15 protein-coding genes and 1 riboswitch are annotated in these 14,061 nt (G+C 69.4%); of the genes, 8 read left to right on the top strand and 7 right to left on the bottom strand.

Features of this window, described 5'->3' with window-relative positions; genetic code table 11:
• Nucleotides 1-884: NAD-dependent epimerase (locus G6026_RS02325; protein WP_182612145.1), on the top strand; the 884-nt coding region annotated here is incomplete at its 5' end.
• Nucleotides 885-896: 12 nt separating this feature from the next.
• Here the strand turns inward: G6026_RS02325 and G6026_RS02330 are convergent.
• The 3 genes from G6026_RS02330 to G6026_RS02345 form a co-directional block, all read right to left on the bottom strand.
• A complete protein-coding gene (locus G6026_RS02330) occupies nucleotides 897-1,475 on the bottom strand; it encodes a hypothetical protein (RefSeq protein WP_182612146.1) in 579 nt (192 codons plus the stop codon).
• Between the two features lie 325 nt (nucleotides 1,476-1,800).
• Nucleotides 1,801-2,211, bottom strand: a complete 411-nt coding sequence (locus G6026_RS02340; protein ID WP_107755369.1) for a nuclear transport factor 2 family protein — start codon at nucleotides 2,209-2,211, stop codon at nucleotides 1,801-1,803.
• A complete protein-coding gene (locus G6026_RS02345; RefSeq protein ID WP_182612147.1) occupies nucleotides 2,208-3,593 on the bottom strand; it encodes a nucleotide disphospho-sugar-binding domain-containing protein in 1,386 nt (461 codons plus the stop codon). The genes G6026_RS02340 and G6026_RS02345 overlap by 4 nt, the downstream gene beginning before the upstream one ends.
• Before the next feature lie 129 nt (nucleotides 3,594-3,722).
• Between G6026_RS02345 and G6026_RS02350 the strand changes: the two genes are divergently transcribed.
• Entirely contained in the window at nucleotides 3,723-4,382 is a 660-nt protein-coding gene (locus G6026_RS02350) for a TetR/AcrR family transcriptional regulator (protein WP_182612148.1), read from the top strand.
• 26 nt (nucleotides 4,383-4,408) lie between these two features.
• On the opposite strand, the gene G6026_RS02355 is transcribed toward G6026_RS02350, so the two are convergent.
• From G6026_RS02355 to G6026_RS02370, 4 genes are all read right to left on the bottom strand, one after another.
• A complete protein-coding gene (locus G6026_RS02355) occupies nucleotides 4,409-5,275 on the bottom strand; it encodes an AraC family transcriptional regulator (RefSeq protein WP_182612149.1) in 867 nt (288 codons plus the stop codon).
• An 89-nt stretch (nucleotides 5,276-5,364) separates the two neighbouring features.
• Nucleotides 5,365-7,860, bottom strand: coding sequence for a polynucleotide kinase-phosphatase (locus G6026_RS02360; RefSeq protein WP_182612150.1), 2,496 nt, complete (start codon nucleotides 7,858-7,860; stop codon nucleotides 5,365-5,367).
• Nucleotides 7,857-9,278: a 3' terminal RNA ribose 2'-O-methyltransferase Hen1 gene (locus G6026_RS02365; RefSeq protein ID WP_182612151.1), complete on the bottom strand. Its 1,422-nt coding sequence runs from the start codon at nucleotides 9,276-9,278 to the stop codon at nucleotides 7,857-7,859. The genes G6026_RS02360 and G6026_RS02365 overlap by 4 nt, the downstream gene beginning before the upstream one ends.
• Nucleotides 9,279-9,323: 45 nt before the next feature.
• Entirely contained in the window at nucleotides 9,324-9,626 is a 303-nt protein-coding gene (locus tag G6026_RS02370; RefSeq protein WP_182612152.1) for a winged helix-turn-helix domain-containing protein, read from the bottom strand.
• A 305-nt stretch (nucleotides 9,627-9,931) separates the two neighbouring features.
• Between G6026_RS02370 and G6026_RS02375 the strand changes: the two genes are divergently transcribed.
• The 6 genes from G6026_RS02375 to G6026_RS02400 form a co-directional block, all read left to right on the top strand.
• On the top strand, nucleotides 9,932-10,951 hold the full coding sequence (locus G6026_RS02375) for a sodium-dependent bicarbonate transport family permease (RefSeq protein WP_107755375.1): 1,020 nt from the start codon (nucleotides 9,932-9,934) through the stop codon (nucleotides 10,949-10,951).
• A gap of 14 nt (nucleotides 10,952-10,965) precedes the next feature.
• The gene (locus G6026_RS02380) at nucleotides 10,966-11,256 is read left to right on the top strand and encodes a transcriptional regulator (RefSeq protein WP_107755376.1); all 291 of its coding nucleotides are present in this window, start codon (nucleotides 10,966-10,968) and stop codon (nucleotides 11,254-11,256) included.
• A gap of 20 nt (nucleotides 11,257-11,276) precedes the next feature.
• Nucleotides 11,277-11,490, top strand: a riboswitch (cobalamin riboswitch).
• 35 nt (nucleotides 11,491-11,525) lie between these two features.
• Nucleotides 11,526-12,266 carry an energy-coupling factor ABC transporter permease gene (locus G6026_RS02385; protein ID WP_182612153.1) on the top strand — a complete coding sequence of 247 codons (741 nt, stop codon included), beginning with the start codon at nucleotides 11,526-11,528 and terminating at the stop codon, nucleotides 12,264-12,266.
• Nucleotides 12,263-12,625: an energy-coupling factor ABC transporter substrate-binding protein gene (locus G6026_RS02390; protein ID WP_182612154.1), complete on the top strand. Its 363-nt coding sequence runs from the start codon at nucleotides 12,263-12,265 to the stop codon at nucleotides 12,623-12,625. The genes G6026_RS02385 and G6026_RS02390 overlap by 4 nt, the downstream gene beginning before the upstream one ends.
• 15 nt (nucleotides 12,626-12,640) lie before the next feature.
• Nucleotides 12,641-13,369: a CbiQ family ECF transporter T component gene (locus tag G6026_RS02395; RefSeq protein WP_182612155.1), complete on the top strand. Its 729-nt coding sequence runs from the start codon at nucleotides 12,641-12,643 to the stop codon at nucleotides 13,367-13,369.
• The coding region (locus tag G6026_RS02400) for an ATP-binding cassette domain-containing protein (protein WP_182612156.1) at nucleotides 13,366-14,061 on the top strand (696 nt) is incomplete at its 3' end. The genes G6026_RS02395 and G6026_RS02400, both read left to right, overlap by 4 nt.

Here is a 14,061-nt window from a genome sequence, read left to right on the forward strand (position 1 = left end):
GGCTGGCGGCCACGGGGCACCGCGTCCGACTGGCGACCCGCTCCGGACGCAGCACCGCTACCCCCGGCGTCGACGCGGTGGCGGTCGACGCCTCCGACAGCGCGGCCCTCAGCGCCCAGGCGGCCGGGGCGGCGGTGCTCTACAACTGTGCGAATCCCGGCCCGTATCCGGTGTGGGAAGAGAAGTGGCCGCCGCTGGCGGCGTCGCTCCTGCGCACCGCGGAGGAGACGGGCGCGGTGCTCGTCACGGCGAGCAACCTCTACGGCTACGGGGTGGTGCATGAACCCATGACCAGGCACACCCCGCTCGATCCCGTCGACCACAAGGGGGCGCTGCGCGCGCGGATGTGGGAGGACGCCCTGGCCGCGCACCGAGCGGGGCGGGTGCGCACGGCAGAGGCCCGGTCCTCGGACTACATCGGCCCCTCCGTCCCTGCGGAGAGCGGCCTGATCGCCCGCTACGGCCGGGCGACTCTGGCCGGGAAGACCGCAGCCGTGTTCGCCGACCCCGACCACCCTCACACATGGACCGCGATCGAGGACGTGGCCGCCACCCTCGAGGCGCTGGGCCGGGACGAGCGGGCCTGGGGGTCTGCGTGGATCGTTCCGTCGAACGCGCCCAGAACCGTTCGGGAGGTCCTGAACGACCTTGCCGAGGCGGCTGGGGCGGCCCCACCGCGGGTGCGCCGTGTGCCGCGGCCGGTCCTCCGCGCCGGGGGGATGGTCGTCCCACTGCTGCGCGAGGTCAATAGTGTGTTGTACCAGTTCGACGGCCCTTTCGTCGCCGACGGGTCGGAGACCACCAACACTTTCGGCGTCTCCCCGACCCCGTGGCGGACTGTGATCGAGCAGACCGCACAGGCGTGGTCCGGCCCGGGCCGGTGAGCCGATGCGCGGTCAGCCGACCGACCCTGCCGCGCCCGGCACCGCGGGATCTCGGGGTAGAGCGTCGAGAAGCTCGCCGATCAGGGGGAGGAGGCAGGCGCTGCCCTGGCACTCCGGGTCGGCCGGTGGTGGGGGGCTGGTGTCGATCGAGAAGGTCAGTGGTTCCGCGGTAGGCGCCGGGGTCAGGGGGCTGGCGACGTTGCCGAAACGCGCGATGTTCGTCGCGCCGTTGCCGTAGCACTGCCAGTACACCGAGTACTCGCCGTCGGAGAGGTGGTGAGTGTAGGTGACCTCCGAGAGATTCCACGGGGCGCTGTACGCGGCTGGCACGATGGCGGAGGGGTTGTCCGTCCACAGGTTTGACGGTGCCGACTCGCCAGCGGGGTTGATGGAGTAGAAGCAGGCAAAGGGCTCGACGAAGTTCGAGACCAGGCGCAGGGTGACGGTGTCGCTGCCGGGCGTGGGCTCCGCGGTGGCCGAGATGCTGCGGGCAGGGTCGGCGTGGGCCGTCGCGGTCACCAAGCCGAGGGCCATGGCTGCGCCGAGGACGGCGGGTAGACGCCGCCCGGTGCGGCGGGGGGTGCGGTTCATCTCGGTGGCCTTCCGGTGCAGGGTCGTGGCGGTAGGAGATCAGTTCGGCTGGAGGGCCAGTGGGAGGTAGTCACCGAGACCGCCTCCGGCGAGAGAGGTCCAAACCGGGGTGGAGGGACTAGCTGGGGTCTCGACGGCTCGCCACCCTGCGTGGGCCGTGATGTCGGCGGTGAGGGGAGAACGGGGGTCGATGAGGGTATCGGAGTCCGGAGAGGTGTACCACCCGGTGAAGGTGTACCCCCGCCGTGCCGGGGTGGGCAGTCGGGTACCTCTCCGGGCCAGACGGTCGCCGGGTCGACGGCCGGCCCGTCGCCGCGGCTGGGAATCAACCCGGCAGGAGGCCGAGTTGTCCGAGGAAGTCGAACTGGTCGAAGTAGAGGTGCTCGGACATGAGCCGGTCGCCCTCGACGCGGTAGGTGGCGCTCCACCGGAAGGTGACTGGCCTCCCGGTGGCCTCGACAGGTCCCGCGGGGCTCTGGAGGATGCCGTCGTGAGTTCCCTCGAAGCTGCCCTCGACGGAGGCGTCGCCGCCGTCGATGACCGCTGAATGGATGCGCAGGGTGCCGTCGGAGAACGCCTGCTGGAAGACGGCCAGGAATCCCAGGACGCCCTCGCGTCCCGTGAAGGTTCCGCCGGGGGTGACCATCTCGGCCGCGTCGGCCCACGGTTCGGCGTCGGGGGTGCGGTCATTGAAGGCGGTGATGTGCTGGTCGATCACTGCGCGGGTGTCGCTCATGTCAGGTTCTCCTCGGTGTCTGGTGCGGCGGTGTCTGGTGCGTCGGTGTCCGGGGCGGATATCGCGTGGGCGGGTGGGTCGGTCGGGGGCTGCTGGATGAGGTGTCGGAGTTCGGTGTCGATCACCGCGAACGGGTCGTAGGTGGCGATGGCATCGCGCATGGCGGACGCGGAGTCGGCGAAGGTGGTGTCGGAGAGGACTGCGTCGACGGCGTCCCGGAGGGCCCGTGGCGCGGGACGGCGGGCTTTCAGGTTGATCCCGACCCGGAAGTGGCCGACTCTCGCGGCCACCTCCGGCTTGTCCTCGCCTCCAGGTGCCACGACCAGCGGCACGCCGTGCCGGAGTGCGGTCATGACGCCGCCGAAACCTCCGTTGGTGACCATGATCCAGGTCCGCGGCAGGAGCTCCTCGTAGTCGAGGTATTCGGCGATCCGGGCGTTCTCGGGCGCGATCCGGACGAGCTCGTCGGCGGGGGCGCCGCCTGTGGTGACGACGATCTGGACCGGCGAATCCGCAAGGGCCTCGAGCGCGGGCTCGATTAGTTGGGTGAGGTCGTGGTTGTCGAGGGTGCCCTGCGTGACGTGGACGACCGGTCGCGGGTCGGCGAGCATCTCGGCCCACCACGTGGGCTGGGGGATCGGCCGGCTCCGCCGGGCGGTGACCGGGCCGGCGAACGCGGTAGTGGGCGCCAGATCGCGGCGCGCGTACTCGAACTCGGCCGGCCCCAACTGGAGAAACCTGTCGCACTGTGCGGAGAAGTCCAGAACGAACCCCTCCAGTCTCCCTCCGGCCTGCTCTATGCGGTGGCGCGCGAGTCGCTGGGTGGCACGGAAGAGCACATGGCGGACCATCCGGTGGGCCAGGCGGTTGCGCAGTCTGCCGAGTGGTCCGGCCATATGCGGTAGTCCGCTGTTGGTGGGCGCCACGTCGCAACTGGTCTGTGCGAGCGGCATCACCCCGAGTCCGATGACCGGAGGTCTGGAGCCGGGGTCGCGGGAGATCAGGGGGAGTGTCCCTGCGAAGGTGCCGTCGGTGAGGACAGCAGAGACCTCGTTCTCGGCGAGCACCTGCGCCAGCGTCGCCGCCTGTGCGGTGATGGGCTGGATGAACGTCTGCTCCACCTGGTACCTCGACAGCCTCAGGCCTCGATACCTGTCGAGGTGGGGGGTGAAGGTCGACGGGTCCTTCTCGTCGAAGTCCGCCACCCCGGACAGGGCGACGTGCTCGAGGCCGGCGGCGGTGACCTGGTGGGCGAACCGGGACCCGGTGATCATCACCACCCGCCACCCCTGGGAGACCAGGTGCCCGCCGACGGCCGTGAGGGGCCCGACGTGGCCACCCATGGGGGTAGCGCACACAACGATGAGGCCCTGTGCTGCCATCGTCGCTCCTTCGCATGCAGTCTCCGCCGCGTGGATGCGAGAAGATTTGAGTAGAGTAGCGCTACATCCAATCTTTGGGAAGGCCATGAACGAGACTGGTGAGATGAAGTCCGAGACAGGGGCCGATCCATGAGTTCGCGCAAGTACGAGATGAGCCGTCGGGCCCAGACCGCCGCACTGACCCGCGGGCGAATCCTGGACGCCGCCGAGTCGCTGTTCGTGCGACACGGTTATTCCCGGACCACTCTCCGGGAGGTCGCCCGTCGCGCCGGTGTCTCGGTGCAGTCGGTGTACCAGGCCGGGTCCAAGGCGTCGTTGATGATGGCGATTCTCGAGCGGGGGTTCTCCGGGGAGGAGGGAGCCGTCTCGATACTCGCCCGGCCGGAGTTCCAGGCGATCATGGCCGACCCCGACACCGAGCGCGCGTTGGGTCGCTACGTGGACTTCATCGTCGCCGCCAACGGTCGGATCATCGACTTGTGGCATGCGGCCATCCTGGCCAGCGACTCCGATCCCGAGATCGCCGAGGCGGTCCGTCGGAGCGAGACACGGCGGATAGAGGACCTCCACCTGGGCAGTGGGTGGTTCGTCGGACGCGGGTTACTTCCCCAGGACCGGGTGTCTGAGTTCGCCGACGTGCTCGGCCACCTGACCGGGCCCGACACGCACAGGTATTTCGTCCGGGAGCGGGGATGGACCGACGAGCGTTTCGCCCGGTGGCTCCGCGCGACCATCGCCGGCCAGCTCGAGCAGTATCAGGCGGGTCAACGGATACCGTCGGGAGAGTGAGCGCTCTGCGGCCGCCCGCACCAGGGTCAGGCGCGCTCGACCGGGAACCAGAGTTCGCAGGTCGCCGAACTGAAGTCCGGAGCGCGGTCGAGTACCGACACGATCGACGGTCCGGGGCGCAACCTCCACGGATTGGAGGGGAACCACTCTGTCGCGGACGCCGCGTACGCCTCCTGCAGGGCCGCTGGATGCGGCCCGGAGGTTCGGAAGACCACCCACGCCCCTGCGGGCACGTCGATCACGTCGAGATCGTCGGGAACGTCGGCACCGACGGCGACCGCCACGCCGTGGAGGTAAGTCAGTTCGCTGCCCTCCTCGTAGCCCGGGTCGACGTCGGCGCTGACCTGCAACAGTCCCGAGGGCTCGGTGCCGCTGAGGAGCTTAAGGCGGTCGTGCTCGGAAGCGGGCAGAGAAGCGATGTGGCGCTCGATGTGCGCGTTGACGCCTTCATGGTTCAACGGCACCCGGGCGGCGTGGCCGATCAGGCGGAATTCGTGGTGAGTGAGGATTCGGGCATCCATGGGATGACTCCCTTCGACGGTCAGGCGGAACCTGAGCTGCGGTTGGCTGCGAAGGGGGCCGCCATCACGTCGAACGTCTCCATGGCTCACGCCGTGGACGGCACGGAACGCTCGACCGAAGGCCTCGGTCGAGCCGTACCCGTACCGCACGGCGATCGTCAACAGGTCCTCGTCGCCGATCACGTCGGACGCGGCAACGGTCATGCGTCGACGACGGACGTACTCGGACACCGGCATCCCCGCGAGGGACGAGAACATCCGACGGGCGTGATACCCGGTCGTCCCCATCTCGCCGGCGATCGCGTCGACGTCGAACTCCTCACCGAGGCGTCCTTCGATCTCGTCGACGAGGCGGTTGAGAATCTCGATCATGGCCGCTCCCTTCACGGTCGACTCTCGTCGGTCGGCGGCCTGCGCGCCCGACTACTCCGGTCCGATGAGATCGGAGAGCAGACGTCTGGTCACAGCCGCGGGTCCACGGGTTCGGATTCCATGGCCAGGACGCCGAAGACGCACTGGTGAACACGCCAGATCGGTTCACCGGCCGCGGCCCGGCGTGCCCCTTCGAGGCCGAGCGCGTACTCCCGCAGCGCCATGGAGCGCTTCTGGCCGAGCGATCGATTCTTGAGGCCAACCAGCGTCGCCGGGGTGGTGTAGTCGGCGCCGTAGATGATGCGCAGGTACTCACGTCCGCGGACCTTGAGTCCGGGTTGGACCAGGCCCTTCTTTCCTCGGGTGAGGTTGGCCAGTGGCTTGACGACCATGCCCTCACCGCCGGTTGAGGTGAGATCGTCCCACCACGCCGACCCCGCAGCACGCGAACGGTCGTCGGCCAGATCGATGTCGAGGCGCCGGGTGGTACGGAACAGCTCCGGGTCGGCGGCGACGAGCCGGTCCGCCAGAGCGAGGTGCCAGTGATGGTCCCGGGTCTCGTAGGTATCGGCGTCGCTGGCCACGAGCTGGAACGGCGCGATCTGCAGGCCGAGGTCGCCCTCGACCGGTCGGATGTAGCGCCGGTAAGCCTCGACGAACCTCTCGGCATTGTCCGCCCGGGAGCGCGTCCGGTCCAGCAGGGTCCCCACGTCGATGCCGCGGTGGGCGGCGGCGTCGAGCGCGTGGATAGCGGCGGGGAGGGCGGTGGTGGCGGCGGCACCCACGGCGGCGTACTGGTCACGGATCATCGGTTCGGCTTTGAGTGTCCACGGCAGGATCTCGGTATCGAGCAGCAGCCAGGTGGCGCCCAGGTCTTCCCACACCCCGGCGACTGTGGCCGCGCGAGCGATCCGTTGCAGGACGACCGACTGCTGATCGTCCGGAAGGAACGCACGACCGGTGCGGGAATGAACGACCCCGCCGCCCTGGTTGGTGACGCGCACGACGGCGCGGGAACCCATGTGCTTCTCCTCGCAGATCACCCGGTCGACACCCTGCGCGGCGAAGTGGTCGAATGCCTGATCGGGGTGTTCGAGGAGGTCGTCGCGTGGGGAGCTGTCGACAGGCGACATGGTTGGTGGGAGGTAGATGAGCTGCTCCGGGTCGACGGCGAAGCGGCTCATCACCTCCAGAGCCCCGGCCGCGTTCTCGTCACGCATTGACACCCGTCCCATGTAGCGGGTCTCGATCACCCGGGGTCCCAGCACGTCGGTCAGCTTCAGGGTCGCGGGATCCCGCTCGGGCGGCGCCGGGGGCCGGATCGGCTCGTAGTAGGTGTCCTGGGCGGGCACTGAGACAGTCTGGCGTTCCGGGTAGCGCAGCGCCGTCAGGGACCCGCCGAACACGCACCCGGTGTCCAGGCACATCGTGTTGTTGACCCACTCGGTCTCGGTGACGGGGGTGTGCCCGTACAGCACTGTCGCCGACCCGCGGTACTCCTCGGCCCACGGATACCGGACGGGCAGGCCGAACTCATCGGTCTCGCCGCTGGTGTCTCCATACAGGGCAAAAGCACGTACCCGCCCGGATGCGCGACCGTGGTACTTCTCCTTCAGGCCGGCGTGTGCCACGACGAGGTTGCCGTCGTCCAGAACGTAGTGCGCCACGAGGCCGTCACAGAACGCGCGTGTCCTGGCGACGAACGAGCCGTCTTCTGCCGCCAACTGGTCGAGGGTCTGTTGCAGACCATGGGTGGCCTTGACCGTCCCCCGCCCCAGCGCCTTGGCCAGCTTGGCTTCGTGGTTACCCGAGACGCACAGGGCGTTGCCGGACTCAACCATACCCATCGCCAGCCTCAGCACTCCCGGAGAGTCGGGGCCTCGGTCGACCAGGTCACCCACCAACACCACGCGCCGCGACTCAGGGTGGTGCGCGTCGACCGCCCGGCCTGCCTGGTCCCTCTCCAGGGCGTAACCCAGCGACTCGAGCAACTCCTCCAGCTCGGCGCGGCACCCGTGGACATCTCCGATCACATCGAACGGGCCGTGGTCGTCGCGGCGGTCGTTGAACAACCGGGTCCGCACAATCGTCGCCTCGGCCACCACCTGTTCCGAATCCAGCACGTGGATGGAGCGGAACCCCTCCTTCTTCAGCCCGCGCATCGAGCGGCGCAGCTGCTCCTGCTGGCGCTTGATCACCCGGGCGCCGAATTCGCGATCCGCCCGGGCCGCGTTGCGCTCCACTGCCACCGAGGTGGGCAGGTCGAGCACGATGGCGGTGGCCAACACGTCGTGCTCCTTGGCCAGGGCCAGCAGGGACTTACGGGCCGCCGGTTGCACGTTGGTCGCGTCGATCACAGTCAGCAGCCCGCGTGCCAGGCGCTTGCCGGCGATGAACTCCAGCACCGCGAATCCATCCACGGTGGCGTCCTGGGCATTGGGGTCGTCGCAGACCATCGCCCGGCAGTCGTCGCTGGAGATCACCTCTGTCGGGGCGAAGTGAGTCGCCGCGAAGGTCGATTTGCCGGAGCCGCTGGCGCCGATGAGCAGGACCAGGGACAGTTCCGGGATGGACAGCTCACTCATGCGGACACCTCCACTGGGGCGGACTGGCTGAACACGGCCATCTGGGTCGGCGGCCCGACCTGCCCGTCGGGCTCGCCCACGGGACGGAATTCCACCTGGTAACCGTGGGCGCCAGCCACGGTGTGGGCCCAGGACTGGAACTGCTCCCGCGTCCACTCGAACCGATGGTCAGGGTGCCGGAAGCCTCCTGTGGCCAGCGCCGGGTAGTGAACGTTGTACTCGACGTTGGGCGTGGTGATCACCACGTGCCGGGGATGCATCGCGCCGAACACGTTGCGCACTACAGCCGGCAGACGGTCGGGATCGACGTGCTCGATCACCTCCATCAGGATCGCCATGTCGAGATCGGCCAGTCGCTCGTCCTCGTACATCAGTGAGGAGCGTAGGAGGGATAGGCGGTCAGCCTGGCGTTCGGTCATCGAGTCCACGTGCAACCGCGTGGCGGCCTTGGACAAGGCGAAGTCCGAGACCTCCGTGCCGATCACGCGTGCCACACCCCGGACTTTGAGCAGGCCGCCCAGTAGGGCGCCTGAACCACAGCCCATATCGGCGATCGACACCGGCGCCAGGTCGCGGACCACCTCCAGTACCGCGTCGTGACGCAGACTGACCAGGGGACGAGGGGCGGCGGCAGCATCCGAGGCAGCGGCGTCCGGGGTGCTCTCTGCGGCGCGGTCGTCCAGTTCGGCGAGACGGGCCAGGGCGCTCTCGCGAAGATCCCGCTGGCCGGCCAGGTAGCGGTGCGTCACCAGATCCCGCTCCGGGTGCCCGGGCAACCACCGGTCACCGGCACGCAACAGCTTGTCGACCTCGTCCTGGCCCACCCAGTAGTGCTTGGCCGCATCAAGGACGGGGAGCAGGACATACAGGTGACTGAGGGCGTCCGTCAGGCGCACGGACCCGGTCAGCGTCAGACCCACCAGCGGCGCCGCGCCCCACTGGGGGCGGGTGGCGTCGAACGCGATCGACTCGGCCTGGATGTCCCATCCCAGTGGCGCGAACAACCGGCGCACCAGGTCGGGTTCACCGGGCACCGTCGGCAGAGAGATCGTCAGATCCAGGGGAGCCTCGACCAGGTCCTCGTAGCCGACACACTGTCCGTTGAGCGCTGACCGGAACACCTTTCCCATCGCCACCGCCAGCAGCGAGGACGCCACGTACGGGCGGTCGTTGACGTAGTGACCCAGTGCGAAGGCGTCCGCGCGCCCGGATCGTCCGCGGACCAGAGCGACCGCCTCGACTTCCAGCAGCACCGCGGCAGTGCACGACTCCGTGCTGACCTCGGGGTAGAACACGTGCGCCGTGCCCGCGTACACGCCGAAGGATTGCACCTTGTCGGGGTGCTTGTGCAGCAGGAAACCCAGATCACCCGGCGTGGGGAGCGCCTCGGAGCGGCGGGCGGTGATCGTCAGCAACATCCGGCCAGTCTGCCCGAGCCGCCGAACCGGCGCCGCGACGCGGCGTCATTCGTCCCCGTGGGCCGCGTGCGTCCGTGGGGCTCCCAGCACACTGAGGATCTCCCCCACCATGTGGTCCCGCTCGAGCGGATGGCGCAGCGGCAGGTCCCGGTTCAGGCTGTAGCGGTTACGGCGCCCGTCCCGGATGCGCTGGAGGTACCCGGCCTCCTCCAGCTCGGCCACGATCCGCTGGGTGGCCCGCTCGGTGATCCCGACCGCGTCGGCGATGTCGCGCAGTCGCGTCTCGGAATCCTGCGCGATGCACAGCAGGACGTGGGCGTGGTTGGTGAGAAACGTCCACTCCGCCACTGCGTCACCCCGTCTACATCCGGCCGTCACCGACGACTTCCGAGTGCCATGTTGCCTTACGCGAATCCCTGTACGCATGTGGGCACGGCACGGGGGCGTCCCTTCGCGGTGCGGGAGAGGCTCGGCCCTTGGGGGAGAGGTGCGCGTGACACACGACACAGATTTAGCCCATCATAAAACAGGCAATAGAAATCGTGTATTGTTCGTCCTGTTACCACGTCGGGGCAGCGGATCGCGCGCCACCACGGGGTTCCGGTCGTCCCGCGTCGCGGCGACCGGGCTCCGGACTGATCAGGAGACACGCAGTGGACCTCAGCATTCTCGGCAGCCTCACGGACCCGCCGATCCTGTTCTTCTTCCTGGGGCTGTTCGTCGCCGCGGTGCGCTCCAATCTGGAGATACCGGCCCCCGTCACCAAGTTCCTGTCGCTCTACCTGCTGATGGCGATCGGGTTCAAGGGCGGCCAGGCTCTCCGCGAGACCGGTCTGACCGGCCGCGCCGCGGCGGTGATCGGCATCGCTCTGCTCCTGGCCCTGGTGATCCCTGCGCTGGGCTTCCTGGTCCTGCGGCGCAGAGTGAACGAGTTCGATGCGGCCGCCATCGCCGCCACCTACGGGTCGGTCAGCGCGGTGACGTTCATCGCCGCGACGCAGTTCGTGACCGCCCGTGGCGAGGAACCCGGCGGGTACATGACGGTCGCCCTGGTGCTGATGGAATCGCCCGCGATCATCATGGCGGTGCTTCTCGCCACCTGGGCCCGGTCACGTCAACGCTCAGCTCAGATGGCGGGCGACGCGGGGGCCGGAGCCCCCGGTCCCGCGTCGGGGGCACCCCTGTCGATGCGGGCGATCCTGCACGAGGCGTTCACCGACGGCGCGCACCTGCTGCTGATCGGGTCGCTCGTGATCGGCACCATGGTGGGGGCCGACGCCGGCGAGTCCATGTCCCCGTTCGTCAACGACATGTTCAAGGGCCTGCTGGCCTTCTTCCTGCTCGAGATGGGCCTGCTCGTCGCCCGTCAACTCCGCGAGGTCCGCGACGTGGGCCCGTTCCTGATCGGGTTCGGCATCGTGATGCCCCTGATCGGAGCGTCGATGGCGCTGGCCCTGGGTGCACTGGCCGGGCTCCCGGTCGGCGACCTGACCATGCTCGCCGTGCTCGCGGCGAGCGGGTCCTACATCGTCGTCCCGGCCGTGGTGCGCTACGCGATCCCCGAAGCGCGGCCGTCCCGGTACTTCACAATGGCCCTTGCCGTGACGTTCCCGTTCAACATCGTCCTCGGCATTCCGCTCTACTACACCGTCGCCCAGCACCTGGGCGCCTGAGGCGAGGAGATCCCATGAGAGACGTCAAACGGATCGAACTGGTGGTGGAATCCGGGGTCGCCGGGAGGTTCCTCGGCGCGTTGGATTCGCTGGGCCTGACCCATCGCACCGTGATCCCGGGGATCTACGGGCGGGGCCAGCACGGTGAGCGCGGGGGGGACCCCTTCTCCACCTTCGACAACACCTTCGTGCTCGTGGCGGTCGACCCCGACCGGATCGACGAGGTCCTCCGGTCGCTGCGCCCCCTTCTGAAGTCCGTCGGTGGCATGTGTCTGGTCTCGGACGCCCAGTCGGTGCGGTACTGAGCCGGCGCCCGGGAGGGGGCTAGGATCTGCTCAGCTGCGGTGCTCGGGAACCCGGTGTGAGACCGGGGCGGCCCTCGCCACTGTGAACGGATTGATGTCGCAGGTCCTCTGTGCCACTGCTCGCACGCGTCGTGTGGGTGGGAAGGCGGACCGGCGGCGATCCGGTGTATCCCTTCTGGGGTGGACCGGGAGAACCCGTGAGCCAGGAGACCGGCCGTGGCTGCCACCACGAGTGCCCGCGAGGTGACGGGCAGAAAGGTCTCAGACAAATGCATATCGCAGAGGGTTTCCTCCCCTCCGTGCACGCCCTGGCATGGACGGCGGTCGCGGCACCGTTCGTGATCCACGGCGCGCGCGAGGTCATCAGGACGGTCCGCCGGACTCCGGAGGCGGGCGTCCTGCTCGGCGTGGCCGGGGCGTTCACGTTCGTCATGTCGGCCGTCAAGCTCCCGTCGGTGACGGGGTCCAGCTCGCACCCCACCGGCACCGGCCTGGGGACGATCATCTTCCGGCCCCCGGTCATGGCCTTCGTCGCCACCGTCGTCCTGATCTTCCAGGCGCTGCTGCTCGCGCACGGGGGCGTCACCACCCTCGGCGCGAACGTGTTCTCCATGGGGGTCGCCGGGCCGTGGGTCGCCTACGGCGCCTTCGTCCTGTGTCGACGGGTCGCGGTACCACTGCTCGGCGCGGTCTTCGTCGCCGCGTTCCTCGCCGACCTGGTGACGTATCTCGTCACCAGTGCCCAGCTCGCACTGGCGTTCCCGAGCGTCGAGCACGGCCTGTGGTACTCGATGGCCGAGTTCCTCGCCGTCTTCGCGATCACCCAGATCCCGCTGGCGATCGTCGAGGCTCTGATCGTCGTGGTGATCGTCAGCGTGCTCCTGCGCATCGCCTCCCGCGAGCTCGACCTGGTGGGCTTCTTCCGGAGGGCGCGACTCGCCGACGCGGGAACCGTCGCGGATCCCGGGGATCGTACCGATCGGGTCGAGGCCACGGAGACGGTGCGATGAGCGGGAGGAAGCACGTCAGCGTGTGGGTGTTGGTGGGACTGGTCGCCGTCGCGTTCGCGATCACGGTGCTGTCCCTGGTCTACGGCGCCGGGGCGGGCGGTGAGTTCGAGGGTGCGGACGGGCAGGCCGAAGGGGCCATCAGCGAGGTCTCTCCTGACTACGAGCCGTGGTTCGAGCCGCTTCTGCCCGAGCTGCCGGGGGAGGTCGAATCGGGGGTGTTCGCCCTCCAGGCCGGGATCGGCGGCGGGATCGTGGGTTACGGGCTCGGCGTCCTGCGGACACGCAGCAGGCAGCGTCGGGAGAGCGTGCCGGGCGGGGCGACCCCGTCGGCGGCGGCCACGGGTTCGACCGGACACTGACAGACCGGGCGCCAGGTGAACCCACTCGAGCTCGCGGCGTCCCACAACCGCTGGTCGGACCTCCCGGTAGTCGAGAAGCTGCTGCTCTTCGGCGGTCTGCTGGTGGCGGCACTGCTGGTGCCGCCACCAGTGGGTCACGTGGCGATCCTGGCCGTCTGCTGCTTCTGCGCACTGGTGCTGGCCCGCGTCCCCGCCAGGATCTATGTCGCGGCGTTGCTCGCGCCCGTCGCGTTCCTGGTCCTGGGAACCGGTCCGCTCTTCCTAGACCTGACGGAGTGGCGCCTCGTGGTGGATCCGGCCGGGGTCGACACCGCCTTGCGGACCGTGACCAGGGCGATCGCCGCGACGGCCGCCACCATCACCCTGGCGTGCACCACGCCCGTCGCCGACCTCCTGGCCGCTGGCCGGCGGGCCGGACTGCCCGCCCCGCTGGCTCACGTCGTCGACACCACCTACCGTCTCATGGGGCTGCTCATCGACGCCGCCCGCACGCTGCGGCAGTCCCACGATCTCAGGCTCGGACACCGCACCGCCCGGGCCGCGATCACCTCTGTCGGGACGCAGTTCGCCTCGGTCTTCGTCCTGTCCGTCAGGCGGGCACGGGCGATCGACGACGCCATGTCCATGCGCGCCGAGCGCGGCGAGACCGCGGTGCTCGCCGAGACGGACCCGATCTCGGCCACCCGCGTGCTCGTCATCTGTCTGGTTCTCGCGTCCGTCTCGATACTGGGGGTCCTCACGTGACCGTCCTCGCGCTGCGCGGCGCCCGTTTCTCCTACCGGCGTCTCGACGCCCTCGGAGACCACACCCACACCGTGCTCGACGGCGCCGACCTGACGATCCCCGCCGGGGCGAGGTTGGCGCTGCTCGGTGGTAACGGCAGCGGCAAGACGACGCTGATGCGGCTGCTCGTGGGCCTGAACCGCCTCGATGCCGGGGAGCTGGAGCTGGACGGGGAGCGGGTCCGTGACCGCCGCGCCGACCGCACCCGCCTGCGGCAGTCGGTGCAGATGGTGCTCCAGGAACCCGACGACCAGATCTTCGCCACGACCGTGCGGGCCGACGTGTCCTTCGGCCCGGTGAACCTCGGATTGGATCGGGCCGAGGTGGCCGATCGGGTCGACGAGGCCCTGGCGGCGCTGGCGATCACCGACCTCGCCGACCGCGTCCCCCACCACCTGTCCTTCGGGCAGCGCAAGAGGGTGGCCCTGGCGGGTGCGCTGGCGATGCGGCCCCGCGTCCTGCTGCTCGACGAACCGACGGCCGGGCTCGACCCGCTCTCCTGTGAGGACCTGCTCGCGGCGCTGGAGTCACTCCGTGCCGCGGGGGCGGCGATCCTCATGGCCACGCACGATGTCGACCTCGCCTGGGCCTGGGCGGACGACGCGGTGGTGCTCTCGGGTGGAGCGCTGGTCCGCGGCCCGGTCCACCGGGTG

Origin of the sequence: Dietzia sp. DQ11-38-2 (assembly GCF_014145055.1) — a bacterium.
Lineage (GTDB): Bacteria > Actinomycetota > Actinomycetes > Mycobacteriales > Mycobacteriaceae > Dietzia.

What these genes read in the sequence shown, in the direction of transcription:
- G6026_RS02330 (WP_182612146.1), bottom strand. Translation starts at nt 1,475, where the DNA reads ATGAACCGCACCCCCCGCCGCACCGGGCGGCGTCTACCCGCCGTCCTC.
- G6026_RS02340 (WP_107755369.1), bottom strand. Translation starts at nt 2,211, where the DNA reads ATGAGCGACACCCGCGCAGTGATCGACCAGCACATCACCGCCTTCAAT.
- G6026_RS02345 (WP_182612147.1), bottom strand. Translation starts at nt 3,593, where the DNA reads ATGGCAGCACAGGGCCTCATCGTTGTGTGCGCTACCCCCATGGGTGGC.
- G6026_RS02350 (WP_182612148.1), top strand. Translation starts at nt 3,723, where the DNA reads ATGAGTTCGCGCAAGTACGAGATGAGCCGTCGGGCCCAGACCGCCGCA.
- G6026_RS02355 (WP_182612149.1), bottom strand. Translation starts at nt 5,275, where the DNA reads ATGATCGAGATTCTCAACCGCCTCGTCGACGAGATCGAAGGACGCCTC.
- G6026_RS02360 (WP_182612150.1), bottom strand. Translation starts at nt 7,860, where the DNA reads ATGAGTGAGCTGTCCATCCCGGAACTGTCCCTGGTCCTGCTCATCGGC.
- G6026_RS02365 (WP_182612151.1), bottom strand. Translation starts at nt 9,278, where the DNA reads ATGTTGCTGACGATCACCGCCCGCCGCTCCGAGGCGCTCCCCACGCCG.
- G6026_RS02380 (WP_107755376.1), top strand. Translation starts at nt 10,966, where the DNA reads ATGAGAGACGTCAAACGGATCGAACTGGTGGTGGAATCCGGGGTCGCC.
- G6026_RS02385 (WP_182612153.1), top strand. Translation starts at nt 11,526, where the DNA reads ATGCATATCGCAGAGGGTTTCCTCCCCTCCGTGCACGCCCTGGCATGG.
- G6026_RS02390 (WP_182612154.1), top strand. Translation starts at nt 12,263, where the DNA reads ATGAGCGGGAGGAAGCACGTCAGCGTGTGGGTGTTGGTGGGACTGGTC.